Below are 23,672 nucleotides of genomic sequence, written 5' to 3'. Positions count from 1 at the left end.
GATTTTCGGGAAAGCAAAATGAAATTCAGTGAAAAGTGGTTACGTGAACTGGTAAACCCTGCAATTGATACGCAGGGTCTTGTTGATCAGGTCACAATGGCAGGTCTTGAAGTAGACGAAGTAGAAGCGGCAGCTAAAGATTTTAGTGGTGTTGTTGTCGGTGAGATTCTAACAGCTGAACAGCATCCTAATGCTGATAAGCTGCAGGTTTGTACTGTATCAAGTGGTAGCGAAGAGTTCCAAGTTGTATGTGGTGCACCTAATGCACGTGCAGGCTTAAAAACAGCCTTTGCGACAGTGGGGGCTGTACTCCCAACGCCTGATGGTAAAACTTTTAAGATTAAGAAGGCTAAGCTACGCCAAGTTGAATCTTTCGGTATGTTATGTGCGGATGATGAGCTAGGTATTTCTGAAGACCATGGCGGCATTATGGAGCTACCGGCTGAAGCACCTGTAGGTGCCTGTATCCGTGATTACTTAGGTCTTGATGATAATATTATTGATGTTGACCTTACGCCTAACCGAGGGGACTGTTTAAGTATTACCGGCCTTGCTCGCGAAGTGGGTGTACTTAATAAAGCGCCGGTTACCTTTATAGACGCACCTGAGGTTGCTGCAACCATTGATGACCAATTTACGGTTGGTTTAAAAGACAGTGCTGATTGCCCGCGTTATGTTAGCCGTGTGATTCGTAATATTAATCCACAGGCCGAAACGCCATTGTGGATGAAACAGAAGCTTGAGCGTTCTGGTGTGCGTAGTATCGACCCAGTCGTTGATGTCACTAACTTCATTCTTTTGGAATTAGGTCAGCCAATGCATGCCTTTGACTTAGATAAGTTAGAAGGCGGCATCGTTGTTCGTCGTGCAGAGCAGGGTGAAAAGCTTGTACTGCTTGATGGGCAAGAGGTTGAGCTTAATACTGATACGCTGACTATCTCTGATGCTAAAGGGCCTGTTGCTATGGCCGGCATTATGGGTGGTGAACCGACTAGCGTAACGGCAGAGACTAAAAATATTTTTCTAGAAAGCGCCTTTTTTAACCCCATTACTATTGCGGGTCGTGCGCGTTCTTATGGTTTGCATACAGATTCATCTCACCGTTTTGAACGGGGTGTAGATTGGCAGCTACAAGCTAAAGCGATCAACCGTGCTACCGCTTTATTGATTGAGATTGTTGGTGGTGAAGCAGGTCCAGTTATTGAAACTGTTGACCAAGATGAACTGCCATCAGCTCGTCAAGTTACTCTGCGTCAAAGCAAAGTGAATAGTATGTTGGCGTTTGAGATGTCATCTACTGAGATCGAAGAGATTTTGACACGCTTAGGTTTAGGTATTGAGAAAACATCGACAGAAGGCGAATGGAGCGTATCTGTACCCTCTTATCGTTTTGATATCGCTATCGAAGTTGATCTTATTGAAGAGTTGGCCCGTGTTTATGGTTATAACAATCTACCTGTACGCACACCAATGGCGTCTATGCCGATCAAAGCGAATGATGAAACCATTGTAACGATTCACAATGTGCGCCGTGCTCTGACCGCCTTAGGTTATCAAGAAGCGATTACTTACAGCTTTATTGAAGCGGGTTTGCAGAAAAAGTTTGATGATCAATACGAAGCGATTGCGTTAGCTAACCCAATTTCCGCTGAGATGGCTGTAATGCGTACAAGTATTTGGCCCGGTCTTGTTAAAGCCGTTCAATACAACCAGAACCGTCAACAAAACCGTGTACGCATGTTTGAAAGCGGACAGCGCTTTTTACCTACGGACGGCGATGAGATTATTCAAGAAAACGTGATAGCGGGTGTGATCACCGGCCCTCGTGACCCTGAAGGCTGGAACGCAGGTAAAGACGCTGTTGATTTCTTCGATATTAAAGGTGACTTGGAGAGCTTGCTAGCTCTTGGTGGTGCTGCGGATGAATTCAGTTTTGTTGCTGACCGTCATATCGCTTTGCATCCTGGGCAGACCGCACGTATCGAGCGTAAAGGTAACGCGATTGGCTTTATCGGTGCTTTACATCCTAACTTGATTAAAGAGCTGGGTTTGAATGGTACTGTATATCTGTTTGAGCTTAACCAAGCTGCATTATGCCAAGGTAAATTACCTCGTTATGATGAGATTTCTAAATTTCCAGAGTCGCGTCGTGACTTAGCATTGATTGTGGATGAGTCTGTAGCATTTGAATCAATTCGTCAGATTACAGAGAAGCATGCAGGCGAATTTATTAAAGAAGTCACTCTTTTCGATGTTTATCAGGGCCAAGGTATTGAATCAGGACGAAAAAGTCTTGCTGTGGGCTTGACGTGGCAGCATCCTTCGCGCACTCTTAATGACGAAGAAATAAACAGCGCAATTGACGCAGTTGTTTCAGCACTAGCTTCTAAGTTGAGTGCCACATTGCGAGAGTAAGCAGCGAAAGGTGATTTATCATGAGTTCGTTAACAAAAGCTGAAATGGCTGAACGCCTAAATGAAGAGCTTGGGTTAAATAAACGCGAAGCCAAAGAGATGGTGGAGTCGTTTTTTGATGAAATCCGTGCATGTCTGGCTGATAACGAGCAGGTGAAACTGTCCGGCTTTGGTAACTTTGATCTGCGCGATAAGCGTCAAAGACCGGGCCGCAATCCCAAAACGGGGGAAGAGGTACCTATAGCGGCTCGCCGTGTAGTGACTTTCCGACCTGGTCAAAAACTGAAGGATCGTGTCGAAACTTATGCTGGAGACGGAGCAGAGTAACGACCCTAACCCTATTCCGGGTAAGCGTTATTTTACTATTGGTGAAGTGGCTAAACTTTGTGATCTCAAAGCGCATGTACTGCGTTATTGGGAGAAAGAGTTTAGCCAAATATCGCCTGTAAAACGTAATAATCGTCGTTATTATCAACGGCAGGATGTTCTGCTAATTCGCCAAATTAAAAGCTTATTACACGATCAAGGTTATACCTTGAGCGGGGCTAAGCAGTATTTATCTGGCGAGAATAACGAAGATGATCAAAATCAATATAAACAGTTGCTTCGGCAAACAATTACCGAACTGGAAGCAATTCTAGCTTCGTCTAAACGGAACTAGTTATACGTCTTTAGTTCTATATATTTGGATCTATTAAAACAACTGTTTTACATACATAGTTTCAATACCCTCCCTCTTTGGCACTGTTTCTTTCTTAGACTATTGGTTTAGATATCGCTGTTCAGTTACTATTATGTAACAAAAATAATAACGGCGAGATATGGATATGGCTATTGTTAGAGTCGGGTTAGGTCACGCGACTGATGCAGCAACTGCTGCGAACCAAGCAATGGAGAAAACACCTAAACCAGATCTAGTAATCTGTTTTATTAGTTTCTCATTAGACATTCATCAAGCTTACGCAGATGTAAGATCAATCGTAGGTGAAAATACCCCAATTATTGGCGGTAGTGCTTGGGGAGAGTTTTCCAGTTTAATGGATGAGCCCCAAACAGGTACGGTTGTTATTCTTACCCTGCAAAGTTCCTACTTCAGCGTTGGTTTAGGCATAGGTGAAAACTTAACCGCTCAGCCAGAACAGGCGGCTAAAGACGCTATTCGTAATGCCTACTCTAACTTATTATCAAACCCTGCTGTTATGTCCCTTATGGCGATTGCGCTAGACAGTAAAGGGGCAAATGAAGTCTCTCGTATTAAGCCTTGTATTAACATGGTGTTACCGGATGGTACATCGGCACAAGAGGAAGCGTTTTTACGTAGCCTTATTCTTGAAACTGGAACTGTATCGCAAATTATCGGGGGGTCGACCGCTACCGATTTCTCTGACAGTAAAAGCTATCAGATCTGTAATGGGATTTATCAAGATGCTGCCGCCATTGCTAGTTTTAGTAGCGGGTTAAAAATTGGTACAGCGATGGGGCACCCTTACACACCTGCCAGTAAAGGTGCTGTAGTTACAAAGTCTTCTGGTCGTAGAGTGATAAGCCTCAATGGTAAACCAGCAAAAGAGGTGCTTGAAAAGTTGCTAGAAAGTGACGACCTAACGCCTGAACTTTTTATACAAAACCCCTTTGGGATTAAATCTTCCGATGTGTTTGCAGAATACACAATCAAAAGTGCGCAACAGGTACATGAAGATGGTAGCGTAAGTTTTTATGCGGAGATCCCTAAAGGCGCTTTTCTTCGGGAGATGAAAACCGATGCGGAAATCGCCAAGCAACGTTTTAAAGAAACCTTGGAAAAAGCGATTATTGATGCGGGCAGCCCTAAAAAAATCGCTGCTGTAATCGTCTTTAACTGTATCCTGCGCCACGAACTTAAATGCCGTCTAAAAGTCGATGACCTCAGTTTGCTACAAGAGGTCTGCGGAGAAGAGGTGCCTTTAATTGGATTTAATACATTTGGCGAGCAGGGCTCAACACAAGGTGGCTCCATTGGTCACTATAATCAAACCGCTACTGTAATGGTGATAGCGGAAGAGGTTATTACACAATAAATTCTTAAAAATTCTTCACAGATTCAGGCGGTTAAGTTAATATACCGCCCTCTTGAAGAGCGCTCGCTCTCAAGTTCTTAGTCGGGATGTAGCGCAGCTTGGTAGCGCACTTGCATGGGGTGCAAGGGGTCGGAGGTTCAAATCCTCTCATCCCGACCAATAAAATCAATAAGTTCTGATTGTTTTCGGTCTCTCTTCTTTCTAGTTTAGATGGAAGCTCGATTCTCGTTGCTATTTACAACTTACTAGCCGTATTAATAGAGGCTGCTTTTCAGTTCACATTTCTTTATCTGAAGTTACGCGAAGTTGATCTAGTTTATCTGTCAATTAATCGCACCTTTCCTTTAAGTTATCTCTTTCTTCTATATGCTGGTGAAGCATTAAGTATCTTGCTTTCTAGACCAGTTATACCCTGCGATAACGCCGAGTAAGAGGGATTGATCTTATGAACGCTGATGAGGAATACGTCATGAGATTAATCAAACTGAAAGAAGTAATGAGCAATACCAGATTGGGGCGCTCCACTATCCATAAGTATGTGGCAGAAGGAGAGTTCCCTAAACCTGTATCATTGGGCGAGCCTGCAGTTGCTTGGATAGTGAGTGAAGTGGATGATTGGGTTTTGGACAAGATAGAGCAAAGAGATGTCTGTGCATACTAAGCGTCAAGCAAACCTCTCTTGGGATTAGTGCGGTTGATTGACTCATACTAGATATGAGGAGGTATTTAGAAAATTATCGTTCTTAGTATTGGTAAATTAAATCAAGTGGAAAATATCTATTAAAGTAGTCAATAATGCTTATTTAGAACTCTAACGGTAATATTTCCATGTTTGTTGTCGCGAAGTCGTATTGTTAATATATGAGAGTTGAGTTTAATGTCATTGTTATTAGCATCATAACTCTTAGTCAATAGTAGTCTCCACAGTTAAATGATTGCTGGGCCTTTCCCATTTATATAGAAATCAATTAATAAGGAAGTTTTATGTCTAACCCTGTTAAAAAAAGTCTTGAGTACGCGCGGCTAGAATTATTGGATATGGGGCTTAGGGGTAATACATTACTTCACTTCCGTCAGAATGCTAAAACATTAGAAGTTGTTGATGAGGTCTCAGCTGAGGTTTACCGGATTTTTGTTGAACAAAATAAGGCTATGACGTTTTCGGCAGTTCCTGATTCGTTGGTTGATGAAGATGATCAGGTTGACAATTCCCAGCCATTGCCCGCTTTGTTGGAAGAGATGTATGGCAGTGGGCGTCATGTTGATACTAAGCTGCAGACTAAATTAACGACGGAAAAATTAGATAAACGGTTATTGAAAGTCAGCACTGAGGCTCGTACTTATTACGAAGAGCAAGGTGTTGATATTTTGTATCTGGCACTGGGTTTTTTAACTTGGTTCGAAGATAAAAACTCCTCTAACCCTCGTAAGGCTCCTTTGGTTTTAATTCCTGTTGCCCTTGAGCGATCGTCAGCTAAAGAGCGTTTTAAGATTAGTTATACGCAAGCGGATATTGGGCCCAATTTAAGCTTGGCTGCCAAACTGCAAATGGAATTTAATATTGAGCTACCTGAGTTTGGTGAAGAGCTTGATATCGTTGCGTACTTTAATGAAGTAGCTGAACGGATAAAGGATCAGCCTCGCTGGAAGATTAATGTAGATGATATAGCAATCGGCTTTTTCTCGTTTGGTAAGTTTCAGATGTACCAAGATCTGGATGGCAATAATTGGCCCGCTAATAAACAGCCATCAGATCATCCTGTATTGAATGGGTTGTTAGGTGAAGGCTTTGGGGGAGAATCCTTGGCTGACGGGGGGCTTGGGGATGATCGTGCGAGTAAAGCACTAGAATTAGTCGATTTGCATTTTGTTAAGGACGCAGATTCAAGCCAAACAGAAGCAGTTATGGCAGTTAAACAGGGATCTAATTTAGTAATCCAGGGGCCTCCAGGCACAGGTAAATCACAGACTATTACTAATATCATTTCTGAATCTTTAGCTGATGGTAAACGAATTCTCTTTGTAGCCGAAAAAATGGCAGCCTTAGATGTTGTAAAGCGGCGCCTAGATGAGTGCCAGCTAGGTGATGCAGTATTAGAACTCCATAGTCACAAAAGTAATAAAAAATCTGTATTGGAAGAATTGAAACGGACTTTTGAGTTGGGTGCTCCAGCGGTAGAAGATCGAACGCCGGACAAGCGCCGTCATTCGCGCTTGCAAGATCAGCTTGATACTTATTCTAACCAAGTTAATGAGCCAATCCTGAACTCATCAGTGAGCTATATTGATGCTTTAGGGCATCATCTACAGCTTAAAAAAACGACGGATGATCAAGCACTGCCTGAACTTGATTTTACTGGAATGCGAGAATGGACTCGTCATGATTTTGATGAGGCTTGCCTATTGGTTAAAGAGTTGGTCGAGCATCTTGAAACGATGGGCGTGCCTGCTGAAAACGCTTTTGCAGATTCAAGGTTAGAAGATTTTTCTCCGATCGAGCAAAATCAGATAGTCAATTTACTTACCGATTCTCTTGCATTGGTCGAGCTGTGTAAAAAAGAAGCAAGTGCGTTAGCTATAGATATGGAGTTACAGGAGCCTAATACCTTAGATGATATTCAGGCTCTACATCGCGCAGCAACTCGTGCTGTGGCAGCTCCTCATTTAGCTGGATTGAGTTTAACAACAGATGATTGGCAGCAGCGGCGTGATCAGCTGCGTGAGTTAATATCTGCGGGTTCTGAAATTTCACAGCTTAAAAAGAAACGTGAAAATCAATTGATTGATCAAGCATGGGGCGCAGAATTACTCACAACTAGGAGCGTGTGGGCAACTACTGGTCATAGCTGGTGGCGTTTTTTATCTAGTGAGTTTAGGCAGGCTAAACGAACATTACAGGGCTTACTGAGGTCGGAGCTTCCTAAAGCTGCTACGGATTGTGTTGACTTAATTGATGACATTCTAAAATTTCAGACACTAAATGAAGTGTTCAGCAAACATCAGTTATTGGGTGAAAGCTTATTTGGTGCGCAGTGGCAAGGTGAAAGCAGTGACTGGGAGGTATTGGCTAAGTTAACCGAGTGGGTTATTGAGCTCTATGATGAAGTAGGAAAAGGGGATTTACCTAAAGGTTTACTTCGTTTTCTTGAAGGGGTAAGCAGTGTCGAAGAGTGGCAGCCCCGCCTAGAACAGTTAGCAAGTCATTCGGCATTACTGGAAAAAACTGTCGGTGAAGTAATGGTTCGGCTTTCTACTGAACTTCCAGGTCAAGGTAATAGATCACTTCAGCATGTTGATTTGTCTAATCTTATAGGGGCTTTAGAGAGCTGGCAGCAGCGTATTGATGATCTGTATCAAATGACTCGTTATAACCGTCTTCGCCAATCCTTTAAGCGTTCCGGGTTAACGGAAATTGGGGAGTTATCTTATGAATGGGCACTGCCAGCAAAGTTGTTATTAACTACAATGAAGATGAGTTGGTATTCAGGATTAGTAGCGGAGGCCTATAAGCAACGTGAGGCTCTTCGGCAGTTTGATCGAGTCAGTCAAGAAAATGTGATTGATGAGTTTAAGCGGCTTGATAAAAAGTTGTTTAATCACGCACAAGAAGCTTTGATGGATAAGCTTCACCAGCAGATGCCGTCATCTGCTGGAGCGGGAGAAATGGCCGTTGTTCGTCGAGAGATGAATAAAAAGCGTCGTCACCTTCCCATTCGAAAATTGATCTCTCAAGCAGGAAGGGCTATTCAGCAAGCTAAACCTGTATTTATGATGAGCCCTATGTCAGTTGCAACTTATTTGGAGCAAGGGGCGGTAGAGTTTGATTTAGTGGTGTTTGATGAGGCAAGTCAAATAAAAGTGGTAGATGCTTTCGGTCCAATTTTGAGAGGGCATCAGGTTGTGGTTGTTGGGGATACTAAACAGATGCCACCCACCGATTTCTTTGGCAGGGCCCTTGAGTTAGATGACGATGATGCAGATGAAAGTCAAACGGCAGATATTGAAAGCATTCTTAGCATGTTCTTATCTCAAGGGGCCGCTGAGGCCATGTTACGTTGGCATTACCGTAGTCGACATGATTCTTTAATAGCGGTTTCCAATCAAGAGTTCTACGATGGCAAATTGATGGTTTTCCCTTCTCCTGGTGTTCATCCCGATGCTACAGGATTAAAATTTAATTATTTGCCAGACACTGTATATGAGCGTGGCGAGTCGCGAACAAATCCGGGAGAAGCTAGAGCGATAGCTGAAACTGTTATGCTTCACGCGAAAACTAAGCCAACCTTAACATTGGGGGTGGTGGCATTTAGTACAGCGCAGCGAGACTGTATTTTGTTGGAGGTCGAGAGGCTTCGAAGAGAAGACCCGAGCTGTGAGCCATTTTTTAATATTCAGCGAGATGACGGTGAAACCTTTTTTGTAAAAAACTTAGAAAATGTACAAGGGGATGAACGCGATATCATCTTAATAAGTATTGCTTATGGCCGAACAGCCGCAGGAAGCATACCTAAAAGCTTTGGTCCGATTAACAGGGAAGGCGGGCAGCGCCGTCTTAATGTATTAATTACGCGTGCTAGATTAGGTATGGAGGTGTTCAGTAATTTTTGTGCAGATGACCTTAAAACCGATGAATCAACTCCCTTTGGTGTTAAGTCCTTAAAAAATTTCCTCAAATATGCGGAAACAGGAAATCTGGAAAGACTTACTGAAACGGGTAAAGAGACAGATTCGCCGTTTGAAGATGAAGTTATTTCGGCTATTAGGCAATTAGGTTATGACGTTGAACCGCAAGTAGGCTCCGCTGGTTTTTTCATTGATATAGCGGTGAGAGATCCCAAAAAGCCAGGCCGCTACGTGTTAGCGGTTGAGTGCGATGGTGCGACGTATCACAGTTCGGCTAGCGCTCGTGATCGCGATAGATTACGTCAGGATGTGTTGGAAGGTCTAGGTTGGCGTTTTCATCGTATATGGAGTACTGATTGGTTTCGAAACCCTCATAAAGAGATGCAGCGAGTAAAAGAATCTATTCAGAAGGCCATTGAGTTTTATGAGAAAGTAGATGCTGGGCAAGTAATTGAGGAAAGCACGGTACCTCTTGAAGAAGCCAAGCCAGCACGAGTTCAGCGTGTTGATGTTGATACCGATATTTCTGTTAGCGCTAATCCCTACACACTCGTTTCTGGAGAGATCGGAATTCCTGTTGCTGCAGAAATCCATGAGCTTGATCACCCCCAAATACAAAGTGCAGTTAAAGCTATTCTTGCAGTTGAAGGGCCTATTCATTTAAAAGAAGCAGCTAGACGAATAACTGAGAGCGCTGGTCATTCACGAGTAGGTCAGCGGATTATGAAACATGTTGAGAAAGCTGTAGCTGAGGGTCATAAACAAAATTGTTTTCATGTAGATAATGGTTTTATTTACCAGGACGAAAAAAAAGCGACGCCTCTCAGGGATCGTTCAGCATTGCCGACGGCTATGAAGAAAATTGAGTTAGTGCCAAGTGAAGAGATGGCTGAATCATTAGAAACGGCAGTGAAAATGGCTTTTAGTTTAACTAAGCAAGATGCTGTAGCTGAGGCTTTATCTCTAATGGGGTTCCAACGTTCGACAGAAAAGGCACGTATGTATATGGATTCATCGTTAGAAGGGTTGGTAGCGAGTGGCAAGTTAATTCAGGATGGTGAAATAATAAGCCTGCCCCAATGATAGTGCTGCTGACTTATAGGGATTATTCATAATGGCCTGATTTAGGGTTGTGATAGGCGTGAAGTTCCTAGAGAATAAATATTCTTATTTTAAATGGAATTAATTTTATACCTCATGGCTAAGATACTTGTTTCATGGATCGGTTATGCTGATTTAAAAGGTGGATTAGAGGATCCAATGAGTGGGCCTCTAGTAAGTGTTTTGAAAGAATATCGCTTTGATAACGCTTATCTGCTCCATAATCAATCTCCAGATGAGTGTGACGCATTTACTAGCCGATTGAATTCAGAGTTTAGTACGAGCTTTGAAGTCGTTAAGGCTGATCTGCGTTCCCCGATCCACTTTGCAGATATCTATAAAGCCCTAGATACAACGTTAAGCCAAGTAGTGGGTGCTAATCCAGGCTTGGAACTATATATCCAGCTGTCTTCAGGCACTCCAGCGATGACTTCTGTGTCTATTTTAACGGGTAAGACAAAATACAAAGCTAAGTTCTTGCAATCCTCTAAGGAACAAGGCGTACAAGAGGTTGATGTACCTTTTGATATTGCTGCTGATTTCCTCCCCTCTGTGAGTGAGATACTCGATGGCGAGTTAACTAACCTTATTGCTTATACACCGCCCTCAACCGCTGAATTTGATCAGATCATTACTAATAATCCTGTGATGATCCGTTTAAAAGAGCGTGCAGCTATTTTGGCTGTCCGAGAAGTCCCAGTTTTGATTTTTGGTGAAACGGGTACAGGTAAAGAGCTATTTGCACGAGCCATTCATAATACAAGTCATCGATCAGAAAAGCCTTTCGTTGCACTTAACTGTGGCGCTATACCTTCGGAGCTAATTGATAGCACTCTGTTTGGTCATGTTAAAGGGGCGTTTACTGGAGCAAGTGCTAATAGACCCGGTGTATTTGAGCAAGCGGACGGTGGTACTTTATTTCTTGATGAATTTGGTGAGCTGCCTGCAGATGCCCAAGTCCGTTTATTGAGGGTGTTGCAGGATGGAACATTTGTCCCTGTGGGGGCCGTTCAGGAAAAGAAAGTTAATGTCCGTATTGTTGTGGCAACGAACAGGAATTTAGCGCAGGAAGTTGCCGAGGGTAACTTCCGAGAAGATCTGTTCTATCGTGTTGCTATTGGGGTGCTGAATTTGCCCCCACTAAAAGATCGCCAAGGTGATCAATGGCTGTTAGCTGAAAATATGATAGAGCAGATCAATAAAGAAGCAGCGAGCCAGCCAGGCTATGAAAATAAAAAAATTTCTATTGGCGCAAAAAAAGTTATTCTTAATCACGTTTGGCCTGGGAATGTAAGAGAGCTCTATGCAACATTGCTGAGAGCTTCTTTATGGGGAAGTAGTTCCAGCCTTTCTGAGACTGACATCAAGGAAGCTATGTTGGGCGTTAATGCATCTATACAGCCAGTATTAGATAGAGATGTATCTCAAGGTATTGATATTAATGGTATTATTTCTGAAGTTAGCACACACTATATCAAGCGAGCGATGGCGGAAGCGAATGGTAGTAAGAAAAAGGCAGCAGAACTTTTGAGCCTTAAAAACTATCAAACATTGAACAATTGGATGGACAAGTACGGCATTGAATAACCGCCGCTTTTAAACTTGGCACACCCTTCGCTATAGAGGGGATATGGACAGAATAGTACTTATGCAATCACATAACTTTGAGCATCTTCGCCCTTATTGGCCTGATTTAGCAAGCTTAGGTGCGCATGCTGAGCAATACGCCTACAGTGATCCACAAAGTGCACTGGTAAAGCTACGCTGCTTTGCTGAGTTGCTGGTGGGCGTAGTTTATCAAGAATTCCGCTTACCAACATTTTACAGCGATAAGTTTATTGATCGGCTAGAGAATGCTCACTTTGCTGATATGGTTGATCAGGCTATTCTGGATAAGCTACATGCTATTCGTAAAGCAGGTAATAAGGCAGTCATGATGGAAAGTTCAATCGAGGTGATAGCCAATGGTTGATCAAAGAAGCCCACATACTTGCTTGCTGGTTGCTGCTAACGTCTGGTAAAGGTACTAAGAATGACCTTACCCCTTATGTTGAAGTTAAACCAGAACCAAAGCCCAAAGCAGCTGATAGGGCTGATACTGCCAAGATAGACGAACTGAACAAAGCGCAAGCGGAGCAGTTAGAAAAGGCACTTAAAGAGCTTGAGTCAGTAAAGCAGTCTCAGCAGAAAGCGCTTGCAGAAAATGCCAAACTTAAGCATCAGGTGGATGCAGTACAGGCCAGTAAAAACCGACAGGCCAGTGATCAGGCTAAAAGCCAGATTGACCTTAATGAGGCTGAAACGCGCCGTCGTTTAATCGATACAGAGCTCCACACTCGCGGTTGGGATATTGATCTGCTCAATGGCAAAAGCACAGAGCAAGTTAGCTTTGAAGAACAAGTAGAAGGTCAGCCTACAGAAAGTGGTATTGGTTATTGCGATTACGTGCTTTGGGGGGACGATGGTAAACCATTAGCCGTTATTGAAGCTAAACGTACCATTCGTAATATTAACGAAGGACGTGAACAAGCAGTGCTTTATGCTGATGCGCTAGAGAAAAAATACAATCAGCGTCCGATCATCTTTTACACCAATGGTCATGACATTCGTATTCTGGATGATAAGCAAGGCTATAAGCCTCGTAAACTGTATAGCTTTTACAGCAAAGAGAGCCTCGAATACCTTATTCGTCAGCGCCGCACTCGTGGTGACCTTAATCAAACTGCTATTGATACCAATATAGCGGGGCGTACCTATCAGATAGAAACAATTACACGTGTCTGTGAGCGCTTTAGTGATAAATACCGTAAATCGTTAGTGGTTCAGGCTACAGGTACGGGTAAAACACGTGTTTCTATTGCTCTAACTAAGCGTCTAATCGATGCGGGTTGGGCTAAACGCGTACTGTTTTTATGTGACCGTAAAGAACTGCGTAAGCAAGCAGCAAATGCTTACAATGGTTTTTTATCTGAGCCTCTTTATGTGGTGGGTAAAAGTAAGAAATCAGATCGCGATAGTGCTCGTCTATTTATCGCTACGTACCCCGGCATGATGAAAATCATGGAGAAATTTGACCCCGGCTATTTTGATTTGATTATTGCCGATGAGTCTCACCGTTCCATCTACAATATCTATGGTGATCTTTTTAAATACTACGATGCGTTGCAGCTAGGCTTGACCGCAACTCCCGTTGAGATGATTAGCCGCTCTACCAGTGAAATGTTCGGCTGTGAATATAAATTACCCACAGCGAACTACCCGTTAGAACAGGCGATTGAAGATAAAAACCTCGTGCCCTTTAAAGTGGTCGCGCATACTACTCAGTTCCTACGTGAAGGTATCTCAGGGAAGAGCCTAACGGATGAACAGATAGCCCAGCTAGAAGAGCAAGGCATTGATCCAAACGAACTCGACTTTGATGCAGGTGCAATTGATAAGGCTATCTATAATAAAGATACCAACCGTCATATTCTGCGTAACCTTATGGAAAAGGGCCTCACGTTAGCGGACGGGCAAACCTTAGGTAAAACAATTATATTCGCACGTAATATCGACCATGCCGAGCTACTGGCTGAGTTATTCGATGAAATGTATTCGGGCGATGAATACGGTGTCAATTTCTGTCGCGTTATCCACTCTAAATATGAACGCGCAGAAGAGCTAATAGATAACTTCAAACTTACAGACAATAGCGAAAAACAGATCACGATCGCTGTATCTGTCGATATGCTCGACACAGGCATCGACGTTCCAGAAATTCTTAACTTAGTGATGGCGCGCCCGATTAAATCCAAGGTTAAGTTCTGGCAGATGATCGGTCGCGGCACGCGCCTGTGTGAAAATCTCTTTGGCCCGGGTGAACATAAAAACAAATTCTTAATCTTCGATCATTGGAATAACTTTGCGTATTTCGAACAAGATCCAGAAGATGATGAAGGCCGCCAAGGTAAATCACTTTGCCAAAAACTGTTTGAGGCACGTGTGCTCTTTGCTGAAGAGGCACTAAAAAAAGGCTGTATTGATGAGTTTGAAAAAGCCGTTGTGCTTATCAAGCAAGATATCGATGCGCTAAATGATAAATGCATTGCGATTAAAGATAATTGGCAGCATAAGCATACGTTGAGCAAGCTCGACCTTCTGAAAAAATTTGCCCCGCAAACTAAGCAACAGTTACTCGGTATCATAGCGCCGCTGATGCAGTGGCGTGATATCCGTGGTCAGAGTGAAGCGCTTAAATGGGATCTGGAATTGATTAATGCTCAGTATGCACAGCTCACTCATGCGCCAGAACTTGAACAGATCTGCGAGCAGGTAACGGCTAAAGTTCGGCAACTAACGATGCACTTAAATGAAGTGCGTAATAAAAGCGATGCGATTAAACGTATCCAAGATAAGTATTATTGGAATGCATTAAGTTTCGATGCATTAGAGAAATCACGATTGGATCTGCGCCCCATCATTCACCTACGTGAAACAGACGTGAAGCCGCCACCTGAGCCGATTAATGTTATCGATCTGATAGAAGAGAGTGGCTTGATAGAGTACGGTGAACGCAAAACTAATATTCGTACAGTGGATTACGAAATCTATCGTCAAGAAGTTGAAAAAACCTTAGCGCCGCTGTTTGAGCAAAACCAAGTACTGCAAAAAATCCGTGCGGGTGAGCCGGTTACTCAAACAGAGTTAGATCAGCTGAATGCCCTAGTACACACTCAAAACGAACGTGTCGACTTAACACTGCTTAAAGAGTTCTTCCCTGATTCCGCTGTAGGCGTTGATCAGCTGCTACGTACCATTGTTGGCCTCGATAGCGGGGCGATAGAAGAGAAGTTCACTGACTTTGTACAACAAAATCACTTAGCTCTTAATGCATTACAGCAGCGCTTTGTCGGCATGCTTAAAAGTGAAATCTGCCGCCGTGGTGAAATCACCGTAGCGGATCTTTATGACCACCCGTTTCAGTCTCTGCATGATGATGGCATTGATGGCCTGTTCCAAGATGAACAAGCGACACTTATCGCTGATTTTATAGCCGGTTTCACTGTAAACGCCGGCATGGCTAAAACAACAACCGAACTAACATCTTAAGATGCTTAGGTTTAAGCCTACATCTTAAATATAAGAGAAATATATGATTACTGGCGAACTAAAAAGCAATATCGACAAGCTATGGGAAGAGTTCTGGACGGGCGGCATTACCAACCCGCTCACGGTTATCGAGCAGATCACCTTCCTGATGTACGCACGCTTGCTCGACGCTAATGAAACCCGCGATGAAAAGCGTAGCCAACGTACGGGCAAGCCTTTTACTCGCCGCTTTAGCGACAGTGAACAGCATCTACGTTGGAAAGAGCTCGCGCATCAAGAGTCTGCAGATAAGCTGCTTGAGCTAGTACGCGACGGTCTATTTAAATACTTTCGTGATTCCGGTAAAAATCATGGCGGTGAAAACACGCTTTTTGCCGAGTTTATGCGTGACGCCCAGTTGATGATCCAAAAACCATCACTGTTGCAAAAAGCCGTTATCATGATTGATAAGCTGCCGTTGGATAAAGGGGATACTAAAGGTGATCTTTATGAGTATCTGCTAGGTAAGCTCACCACCGCAGGTATTAACGGCCAGTTCCGTACCCCGCGCCACATTATTCGTGCCATGGTTGACATGACGGACCCCGATAAACATGCCCGCATCTGTGACCCTGCTTGTGGTACGGCGGGTTTCTTAAGCACCGCTTACGAATTTATGTTGGAAAAGTACTCTTCAGAAGCAGGTACTATTCGCGAAACGGTCATTAACGAAAAGGGTGTGGAAGAGGAGCAAGTAACCTACACCGGTGATCTATTGGCTGAAGACCGTAAACACGTCGATACTGATATGTTCCATGGCTTTGATTTTGATGCTTCTATGCTGCGTATCGCTGCTATGAACTTGGTTATGCACGGCGTTAAAGAACCGGATATTCATTATCAGGACACCTTAAGTCAGCGTTTTGCCGAGCGTTTCCCGCAAGAAGCCGACAACGGCTTTAACCTAATCCTCGCCAACCCACCGTTTAAAGGCAGTTTGGATGAAGACGACGTTGAGCCCGAAGTACTACGCATTGTTAAAACTAAAAAGACTGAATTGCTGTTTGTTGCTCGCATACTCAAAATGCTACGACTTGGCGGCCGTGCTGCGGTCATCATTCCAGACGGTGTGCTGTTTGGTTCCTCCAAAGCCCACCAGCAGCTGCGTAAAACGCTGATAGAAGATAACCAACTGGAAGGCATTGTTAGCCTGCCATCAGGCGTATTTAAGCCTTATGCGGGTGTATCTACCGCCATTTTGTTCTTTACCAAAGGTGGTAGTACAGAACGCGTCTGGTTTTATGACTTAAAAGCCGATGGCTACTCGCTGGACGATAAACGCACACCACTGCAAGGCGAAGACAGTAATGATCTGCCCGATGTAATAGAACAGTGGAAGCACTACCGTAAACTGGTTGAAAGTAATACCTCTGTTGAGACAATCCTAGAAAGCTACGGCGATAAAACCGGCAAAGCCTTTGTGGTTGATGCTGACGATATCAAAGGCAATAAATATGATCTGTCCATTAATCGCTATAAAGAAGTGGTGTATGAGGAAGAGGTGTATGAAGAGCCGAAAGTCATATTGGCTAAGTTGAAGAGCTTAGAGAAAGAGATCATGGCGGATCTTGATGAGTTGGAGGGGATGTTGTGAGTTGGCCGAAGTCTCCAATAGGTGAGCACACTAAAAAAATTAAAACGTGGAATCCAGTAACGTCTGGTTCTTCAGACCCCTTTGATTACATTGACCTAGCTTCAGTAGATAAGGAAAAGAAACAAATTGATCTAACGGAAGTACCTAACATTTTTCCAGTAGATGCTCCAAGTAGAGCTCGTCAAATTGTTCACCAGGAAGATGTTATCGTTGCTACCGTCCGCCCAAATTTAAACGGTGTTTCGAAAGTTCCAGAATCTTTACATTCTTCGACTGCATCCACTGGATATTGTGTACTGAGAGCTAATGATGAAAGCTTAGATTCGAATTATCTTTTCTATTGGTTACAAACTAGAAAATTTATTCAAGATATGATGTCAAAAGCTACAGGAGCTAATTATCCTGCAGTGTCCGATAGAATTATCAAAGAAAGTACAATCCCCCTCCCACCTCTAGCCGAACAGAAACGCATCGCTGCCATCCTCGATAAGGCCGATGCCATCCGTCGCAAACGCCAGCAGGCGATCCAACTCGCCGACGAATTCCTCCGCTCCGTGTTCTTGGATATGTTTGGTGATCCAGTGACGAATCCGAAGGGATGGGAAGTGAAAAAGTTTGAAGAGCTAGGCCAGTGGGCGAGTGGTGGAACGCCGTCAAGATCTGTTCCTGAATATTTTGAAGGTAATATTGATTGGTATTCTGCTAGAGAGCTGAATGATCGGTATTTAAATGGTTCTATTGAGAAGATAACCGAGAATGCTTTAAGAGAAAGTGCAGCAAAGATCTTCCCTAAGGGCTCCATGCTTGTTGGTATGTATGATACAGCAGCTTTTAAAATATCAATATTGACTGAGCCTTCAGCTTCAAATCAGGCGTGCGCGAATATTATTCCTAATGAATTAGTACATATTGAATGGTTGTTTAGTTTTATTGAGTTTTCTAAAGAGACATATCTGCGGCAGCGGCGCGGGGTTCGTCAGAAAAACCTTAATCTCGGCATGATTAAAGATTTTGAATTACCTCTTCCCCCATTGCCTGAACAGGAAAAATTTTTAGAGGTCGTGAAAAAATTAATGTCCACGAAAAATTATCAGTATGAGACTGCTAAAATGTCTAATTGTCAGTTTGGGGTGCTGTCGCAAAAAGCCTTCTCCGGTTAGTTATAGCTATGAAAGAGCTGCTTTATCAAATCACCTCAATCAACCGTGCATGGAAGTTAGCACGTGACCAGTGGGGAGAAGATTCAAAGACCGCTCTTATGCTTCGAGAGCGAAAGTCCTCCCTGCAAAGTAGCTTAATCCGAGAATACCCTAACCAGGTGTTCTTAAGGTTGGATACTGAAAATACCGAAGGAGAATCCCTATTTAGTGTTCGCCTTCATTCAGAGGTTACTTTACCCAATGGAATACGTCGTGTAGATGCGGAACATCTGCCTGTTCGGTTAGCCGAAGAGTTGTTTACATCGACAGAGTTGGATCAATTAGTTCATAGAGATTGAACATGGATATATCACTGCTTAAATCGTTTGATATTAATACTGTTTTTTATAGTGTCATTGGCGGCGTGGCCCTATGGACCGGAACCGACTTAGAGCTGCTTGATCCAGTCCCTATGATCAGTGTTGGATAGCGCCAAACGAAGTAGTGCATTACAAGGAGATGTTTGTATTTATGAAACCCGAAAATTATATCTGTTCAGAACAGTTCGAGCCTGATTGGAAACATTCCAAAAAGGAAATTCAGAGTATTATAAAGCCGTTGCTAAAAGAAGCTGATGATCGTCTGCGTTTCAGTGCAACACTGCACAAAAAAAGTCAGATCGCATGGATAGAAATCCGTGAACCTCATCCTGATATTCGCTTACTGGCGATAACTCTGCCAAGGGACGTTCAGCCTCTTTCATTACGAATAACTGCTTGGTTTTATGAGCACGCGAATGAGTCATATAGTCGATGGTGCGATACGGCATTACCCTCAGGACTATTGCTGAAACAGGTAAGTACGAATCGAAAACCATCAGGTTCCTGGAAGAATAGCCCTGCATTAAAAGATAACGACATCACCTTGGTTGGTGTGGAACACGTCTGCCGCGAATTGCCTTTCTCTGATGAAACCTCTCTAACCGCTTTTTTGGTTCCATTACTCAAGCAATACGTTCAACAGCTGTTGCAGGTTCTTAACGGTTCAGGAAAAACCTACCGTTTACTTGGCTCAGATGGAGAATTATTTAAAAGCCCTGTCAAAGGAGTCCTGGGGGGCAATAGTAAAGAGAAGCGTTACGGTGAACTCCATTGCTCTGCGGCCAATAACGCTCTCTCGAGGGGGTATGCTGGCCATCGCGTTTTCTTTGCAAATGAAGAAGATGCAATTGCAGCTGGTTACAAACCCTGTGGTACCTGCATGAAAGAGCAGTACAGGAAATGGAACGAGGGTGGTGAACCGGGTAGTTCAGATTATCCTTGGGTAATACTGCCTAAGCCATAAGAGGTGATATATTTATTTATAGGTAAATTAATTTACCAAAATATAATAAATTCAACTACGTAGAATAAATAACCAATTGATTTGTAATTATATTTTTATTTAGCTTGTATCCTGCTTTTATCACGGGTGATAAATATTAAGGGGCAGAAATATGAGTCTTAACAGTATTACTTTTCAAACCGATTTTGCACCAAGTGAATTTGGACGTTTGGTGGCAATTTTTATATCTAAGGACAGAAGATGACAGCAAAACAAACACACCCACTTAAAACAGATAACCTTAAAGAGATTGGTAGTCTGTTAGCTCAGGCCAATAATCAACTGCAAACACGTATCTCTGGTTTACTGGAGCAGGTGGGTGCAGGCTTACATGAACGTGAGCAGGTATTGGCTGTCTCTCTGCTTGCAGCCTTGAGTGGACAGAATACGTTTCTGTATGGCCCACCGGGAACCGCAAAAAGCTTAATCTCCCGAAGGCTTTCAGCCGCTTTTCATAGTGAAGCTTATTTTGAACACCTGATGAACCGGTTTACTACACCGGAAGAGGTATTCGGCCCGGTATCCATTAAGGAGCTTAAAGAGGATCGCTATATCCGTAAAACGGGTGGCTACCTGCCTACGGCTGAGTTCGCCTTTTTAGATGAAATTTGGAAATCCAGTCCGGCTATACTCAATACGCTTCTTACACTGATCAACGAGCATACATTTAAAAATGGCGAGAGTGTTGAGGCGGCTCCATTGAAATCACTCATAGCAGCTTCGAATGAGGTCCCACAAGATAATCAGGGCCTTGATGCATTATATGACCGCTTTGTGGTTCGACTGGTCGTGCCCCCTATTGAGCAGGAAGGTAACTTCAACAACCTTATTAACAGTAAACCCTCCACAGACAAACCAGATATAGATAGACAGTTGTTGGTTTCAAACGATGAATTGGTTCAATGGCGTAAAGAAATTCATGAGGTGGAGTTAAGCGCTAACTGTTTGTTGATCATTAAAATGATCCGTGCAGAACTTACAGCTCAGTTCGAAGACATAGGTGTTTATGTTTCTGACCGTCGCTGGCAGCGTGCAGCACAATTAATAAAAGCTTCTGCTTTCTTCAATGGTAGGCAGGAAACCAACCAGAGTGATTTGGTTTTATTGAAACATTGTTTATGGACCACGCCAGAGAATCAGCAGCCGGTTCAGGAAATTGTACTGGACGCTATCAAAGCATGTGGTTTTTCTAGTGGGTTTGATTTAGCGAAGCTAGATCGTGAAAAAGATGCATTAGATAAAGAAATACATGAAGAGCTTTTTCACAGTCGAGATGTTTACGCTACGGTGAAGTTGAAGGGGGCTGGGGATAAGCAGTTTTTTAAAGCTTTTGCTCACTTTAAAGAAAGGCGTTATGACGGGGAAAAATTTACTTGTTATATACCGTATTCAGACTTTAAGTCTCGAAAAGACGGTAATCCAGTGGATGAACAAGGTAATGTGGTTGATAAAATTAAGTTTACCTTTGATGGTCAAGGTACATGCACCCTAAAATACAATAGTCGTTATGATGAATACGAAGATTTTATCTTTAGTCCAAAAATCCTTTTTCATAAGGGTGATAAAAAGGCCGATATTAATCACCGACTGATTCGGTCTTTAGCAGGATCAGTTGGTAACCTTCGAGGGGAGTTTAAGAAAGTTAAAACCTCCATTGAAAAACAACTGGATCAATTTAAATCTCAGCTTTACAGCCCTTTTATTACAGATCACGAAGCTAACACTGCTGTTCAAGGCATTACAGCGCAACTCGATGCTTTGGAGTTGCGTATTCAGGACTGTGAAAGACTTGAGCAGTTATGCAAATGAGTGCTTTAAGAGATCAAGCAATTGATATTCAGGAGAGCCTTCATGATAAGTTTGGTGTTGTCTTTTCCTTATCGCCTCAGGTTCATGATAAGACCATATCTGAGATTGAACAGTGGCAGCGTGAAGTTGCAAAGCGACTGATAGTTGATTCTCCATATGCTGCTGCAGATGAAACGTTGAATGAATGGGAACAGGTGCCTGAATCTAGTCTGCACGATACTCAGTTTGCAGCAGCCCTTAATGATTACCGCCAGTTTTGTAGAGAAACTAATGCTCCATTCGAGAGAGATTTTTGGAAGCAAAAATTCGGCATAGATGATTGTTCGAAAGAAAAACTAAAGCCCGTAGATAAAAAAACAGCCCAGGCAGAGAAGAATAAGAAAGTCAGTTTCAAACTGTTGATGACTGAGTGGCGGAGGAAGCTAGATAAGGCCGAAGTCCAGTGGCGTTTAGAGCAATTGGCAAAACTGCGTGCTGAACTCATTAAACGTTTGCAAGAGTGGCTTGACCTATTGGCATCCCTGTCTGAATCCCTACAGACTCTTGGGCTTGATCCGGGAGTGTGGCTGGATATGAGTAACGGGAATTTATCACCCGGTGATATTGAACAGCTGCAGCGTTGGGCACGCTATCTTGCTGAGGATTCCGGTGCGAAAGCGATTGCTGACCTACTGGGTAAAATGCATCAGATTGAACAGTCTGAAAAGATTGAGCAGGTAACAAAATCACGAATTGTAAAAGTCCCGTCTATTGATGTGAATTCGAGACAGGAGATAAAAGGGATTAAGCTGGCTCGTGAGATCGAACATGCTCTTCCATCAGAGCTAGCACTGCTATCTGACCCGGATACATCGATTCTGTTTGATATAAAGTACCTGGAAGAGCGTTTGCTCTGTTTTGAGATGCAGGGCGAAACATACCGAGATGAAACGGAGGAATACATAGAGGATTGCTCAGTTATGGAAGATGATAAAAAGGGGCCGATGATCCTTTGTATCGACACCAGTGGTTCTATGTCCGGAACTCCGGAATCCATTGCAAAAGCGATGGCTCTACATTTGGCTACACTTGCTAAATCACAAAACCGAAAATGTTATCTGATCAATTTCTCGACGGGTATAGCCACTTATGAATTCAGTGCCAATAATGGTTTAGAAAAGCTGCTTGAGTTCCTGCAGCAGTCTTTTCACGGTGGAACCGATGTGGCACCAGCATTAAGACATGCGCTCGACCTAATGGAGAGCGAGGTATACAAAAAATCTGATCTGCTGATTATCTCTGATTTCATAATGGCTGGTCTTTCTGATGAGTTACTACAACGACTAGAGTTGCAGCGTGCATTGGATAATCAGTTTAATTCGTTGGTGATTGGCAGCTGTTTTATGTCAAAAAGACTTAAAACTCATTTCGACAATGAATGGGTTTTTAATCCGGATTCCGGACAAATCACGGAACTCATCAACTTTAAACAAGATCTGGCTTTATTGGCCTGACGATACGGATGTACTGAATAGGATATAAGGATGTCTAAAGCTTACGATAATTTCATGATAGCAATCAGGGATTCAGAGAATATTCTTGATGCTTATGATCGATTGAATAAAGACCGTGTTGATAACCGAGACCCTGAAGAGCTGAAACGAGCGGCATTGATTATGACTCTGACTGCGTGGGAAACCTACGTTGAGGATCGGGTAAAAGAAGAAGTTGAATGTCGTTTGAGAGCCTTAGAAGGAAGTCAGATTGCAACTTACATCAGGAAGAAGCTGGAAATCGATCTTAAAACCTTTCATACCCCCAATTCACAGAAAACCAAGCACATCTTTGAAGACTTCACTGCTGTTGATGTGACTGAGCACTGGGATATTAACGGCAATAAACCGGAAGAGATTAGAGCCAAGTTAAATAAGTGGATAAAGAAAAGGGGAGATGCAGTGCATCGCTCGGTTACTGATAAACAGAACAGTCATCTTGTAAGCCGAGATGATATGAAGAAGTGCATTAATTTTTTCAAGCAACTGGTGGAAGTGACAGATGCAGCTTTGTAGCCATAAAGTAGAATGGTTACCAAAATTTTGCCGCAAATGAACTGATATGGAAAAGTTAATTTACCAAATTACAGCAATCAACCGAGCATGGAAGTTGGCACGTGACCAGTGGGGAGAAGATTCAAAGACCGCTCTTATGCTTCGAGAGCGAAAGTCCTCCCTGCAAAGTCGCTTAATCCGAGAATACCCTAACCAGGTGTTCTTAAGGTTGGATATTGAAAATACAGAAGGTGAAGCGCTCTACAGTGTTCGCCTTCAGTCAGAGATCACTTTACCCAATGGAATACGTCGTGTAGATGCGGAACATCTGCCTGTTCGGTTAGCCGAAGAGTTATTTACATCGACAGAGTTGGATCAATTAGTTCATAGAGATTGAA

General features: G+C 43.0%; 18 protein-coding genes and 1 tRNA gene. All 19 read left to right on the top strand.

Annotation, left to right across the window (positions count from 1 at the left end; genetic code table 11):
- Positions 1-18 precede the first annotated feature (18 nt).
- Positions 19-2,415, top strand: a complete 2,397-nt coding sequence (pheT, locus tag ACOQOE_RS13800) for a phenylalanine--tRNA ligase subunit beta (protein ID WP_420554283.1) — start codon at positions 19-21, stop codon at positions 2,413-2,415.
- Positions 2,416-2,435: 20 nt separating this feature from the next.
- Entirely contained in the window at positions 2,436-2,741 is a 306-nt protein-coding gene (ihfA, locus tag ACOQOE_RS13795) for an integration host factor subunit alpha (protein ID WP_067866305.1), read from the top strand.
- Positions 2,719-3,075: a MerR family transcriptional regulator gene (locus ACOQOE_RS13790; protein WP_067866303.1), complete on the top strand. Its 357-nt coding sequence runs from the start codon at positions 2,719-2,721 to the stop codon at positions 3,073-3,075. The genes ihfA and ACOQOE_RS13790 overlap by 23 nt, the downstream gene beginning before the upstream one ends.
- A gap of 166 nt (positions 3,076-3,241) precedes the next feature.
- Positions 3,242-4,471, top strand: coding sequence for an FIST signal transduction protein (locus ACOQOE_RS13785; RefSeq protein WP_197468040.1), 1,230 nt, complete (start codon positions 3,242-3,244; stop codon positions 4,469-4,471).
- A gap of 82 nt (positions 4,472-4,553) precedes the next feature.
- Positions 4,554-4,630 (top strand) — tRNA-Pro (locus tag ACOQOE_RS13780).
- 310 nt (positions 4,631-4,940) lie between these two features.
- Positions 4,941-5,132 carry an AlpA family transcriptional regulator gene (locus ACOQOE_RS13775; RefSeq protein ID WP_420554282.1) on the top strand — a complete coding sequence of 64 codons (192 nt, stop codon included), beginning with the start codon at positions 4,941-4,943 and terminating at the stop codon, positions 5,130-5,132.
- Positions 5,133-5,455: 323 nt separating this feature from the next.
- Positions 5,456-10,177, top strand: a complete 4,722-nt coding sequence (locus ACOQOE_RS13770) for a DUF3320 domain-containing protein (protein ID WP_420554281.1) — start codon at positions 5,456-5,458, stop codon at positions 10,175-10,177.
- Between the two features lie 114 nt (positions 10,178-10,291).
- Positions 10,292-11,782: a sigma-54 interaction domain-containing protein gene (locus ACOQOE_RS13765; RefSeq protein ID WP_420554280.1), complete on the top strand. Its 1,491-nt coding sequence runs from the start codon at positions 10,292-10,294 to the stop codon at positions 11,780-11,782.
- 43 nt (positions 11,783-11,825) lie between these two features.
- Positions 11,826-12,167, top strand: a complete 342-nt coding sequence (locus tag ACOQOE_RS13760; protein WP_420554279.1) for a DUF4145 domain-containing protein — start codon at positions 11,826-11,828, stop codon at positions 12,165-12,167.
- Positions 12,164-15,283 (top strand): DEAD/DEAH box helicase family protein, encoded by a 3,120-nt coding sequence (locus ACOQOE_RS13755; RefSeq protein ID WP_420554278.1) that lies wholly within the window; start codon positions 12,164-12,166, stop codon positions 15,281-15,283. Before ACOQOE_RS13760 ends, ACOQOE_RS13755 begins: the two co-directional genes overlap by 4 nt.
- Before the next feature lie 43 nt (positions 15,284-15,326).
- Complete coding sequence (locus ACOQOE_RS13750) at positions 15,327-16,916, top strand: type I restriction-modification system subunit M (RefSeq protein ID WP_420554277.1); 1,590 nt, start codon at positions 15,327-15,329, stop codon at positions 16,914-16,916.
- A complete protein-coding gene (locus tag ACOQOE_RS13745) occupies positions 16,913-18,076 on the top strand; it encodes a restriction endonuclease subunit S (protein ID WP_420554276.1) in 1,164 nt (387 codons plus the stop codon). The genes ACOQOE_RS13750 and ACOQOE_RS13745 overlap by 4 nt, the downstream gene beginning before the upstream one ends.
- A gap of 8 nt (positions 18,077-18,084) precedes the next feature.
- Complete coding sequence (locus ACOQOE_RS13740) at positions 18,085-18,414, top strand: hypothetical protein (RefSeq protein ID WP_420554275.1); 330 nt, start codon at positions 18,085-18,087, stop codon at positions 18,412-18,414.
- A gap of 2 nt (positions 18,415-18,416) precedes the next feature.
- The gene (locus tag ACOQOE_RS13735; protein WP_420554274.1) at positions 18,417-18,545 is read left to right on the top strand and encodes a hypothetical protein; all 129 of its coding nucleotides are present in this window, start codon (positions 18,417-18,419) and stop codon (positions 18,543-18,545) included.
- Between the two features lie 41 nt (positions 18,546-18,586).
- Complete coding sequence (locus ACOQOE_RS13730; protein WP_420554273.1) at positions 18,587-19,399, top strand: hypothetical protein; 813 nt, start codon at positions 18,587-18,589, stop codon at positions 19,397-19,399.
- Positions 19,400-19,639: 240 nt separating this feature from the next.
- Positions 19,640-21,247, top strand: coding sequence for an AAA family ATPase (locus tag ACOQOE_RS13725; RefSeq protein WP_420554272.1), 1,608 nt, complete (start codon positions 19,640-19,642; stop codon positions 21,245-21,247).
- The gene (locus tag ACOQOE_RS13720) at positions 21,244-22,740 is read left to right on the top strand and encodes a VWA domain-containing protein (RefSeq protein ID WP_420554271.1); all 1,497 of its coding nucleotides are present in this window, start codon (positions 21,244-21,246) and stop codon (positions 22,738-22,740) included. The genes ACOQOE_RS13725 and ACOQOE_RS13720 overlap by 4 nt, the downstream gene beginning before the upstream one ends.
- 30 nt (positions 22,741-22,770) lie before the next feature.
- On the top strand, positions 22,771-23,295 hold the full coding sequence (locus ACOQOE_RS13715; protein ID WP_420554270.1) for a HEPN domain-containing protein: 525 nt from the start codon (positions 22,771-22,773) through the stop codon (positions 23,293-23,295).
- Positions 23,296-23,341: 46 nt separating this feature from the next.
- A complete protein-coding gene (locus ACOQOE_RS13710) occupies positions 23,342-23,671 on the top strand; it encodes a hypothetical protein (protein WP_420554269.1) in 330 nt (109 codons plus the stop codon).
- Position 23,672 lies beyond the last annotated feature (1 nt).

The organism is Neptuniibacter marinus (genome assembly GCF_965223595.1).
Classification (GTDB): domain Bacteria; phylum Pseudomonadota; class Gammaproteobacteria; order Pseudomonadales; family Balneatricaceae; genus Neptuniibacter; species Neptuniibacter marinus.
The sequence above is the reverse complement of the archived record's forward strand: the minus strand, read 5'-3'. Positions and strand labels throughout refer to the sequence as shown.

Coding starts and splice junctions, on each gene's coding strand:
- pheT (WP_420554283.1), top strand. CDS start 19: ATGAAATTCAGTGAAAAGTGGTTACGTGAACTGGTAAACCCTGCAATT.
- ihfA (WP_067866305.1), top strand. CDS start 2,436: ATGAGTTCGTTAACAAAAGCTGAAATGGCTGAACGCCTAAATGAAGAG.
- ACOQOE_RS13790 (WP_067866303.1), top strand. CDS start 2,719: ATGCTGGAGACGGAGCAGAGTAACGACCCTAACCCTATTCCGGGTAAG.
- ACOQOE_RS13785 (WP_197468040.1), top strand. CDS start 3,242: ATGGCTATTGTTAGAGTCGGGTTAGGTCACGCGACTGATGCAGCAACT.
- ACOQOE_RS13775 (WP_420554282.1), top strand. CDS start 4,941: ATGAGATTAATCAAACTGAAAGAAGTAATGAGCAATACCAGATTGGGG.
- ACOQOE_RS13770 (WP_420554281.1), top strand. CDS start 5,456: ATGTCTAACCCTGTTAAAAAAAGTCTTGAGTACGCGCGGCTAGAATTA.
- ACOQOE_RS13765 (WP_420554280.1), top strand. CDS start 10,292: ATGGCTAAGATACTTGTTTCATGGATCGGTTATGCTGATTTAAAAGGT.
- ACOQOE_RS13760 (WP_420554279.1), top strand. CDS start 11,826: ATGGACAGAATAGTACTTATGCAATCACATAACTTTGAGCATCTTCGC.
- ACOQOE_RS13750 (WP_420554277.1), top strand. CDS start 15,327: ATGATTACTGGCGAACTAAAAAGCAATATCGACAAGCTATGGGAAGAG.
- ACOQOE_RS13740 (WP_420554275.1), top strand. CDS start 18,085: ATGAAAGAGCTGCTTTATCAAATCACCTCAATCAACCGTGCATGGAAG.
- ACOQOE_RS13735 (WP_420554274.1), top strand. CDS start 18,417: ATGGATATATCACTGCTTAAATCGTTTGATATTAATACTGTTTTTTAT.
- ACOQOE_RS13730 (WP_420554273.1), top strand. CDS start 18,587: ATGAAACCCGAAAATTATATCTGTTCAGAACAGTTCGAGCCTGATTGG.
- ACOQOE_RS13725 (WP_420554272.1), top strand. CDS start 19,640: ATGACAGCAAAACAAACACACCCACTTAAAACAGATAACCTTAAAGAG.
- ACOQOE_RS13720 (WP_420554271.1), top strand. CDS start 21,244: ATGAGTGCTTTAAGAGATCAAGCAATTGATATTCAGGAGAGCCTTCAT.
- ACOQOE_RS13715 (WP_420554270.1), top strand. CDS start 22,771: ATGTCTAAAGCTTACGATAATTTCATGATAGCAATCAGGGATTCAGAG.
- ACOQOE_RS13710 (WP_420554269.1), top strand. CDS start 23,342: ATGGAAAAGTTAATTTACCAAATTACAGCAATCAACCGAGCATGGAAG.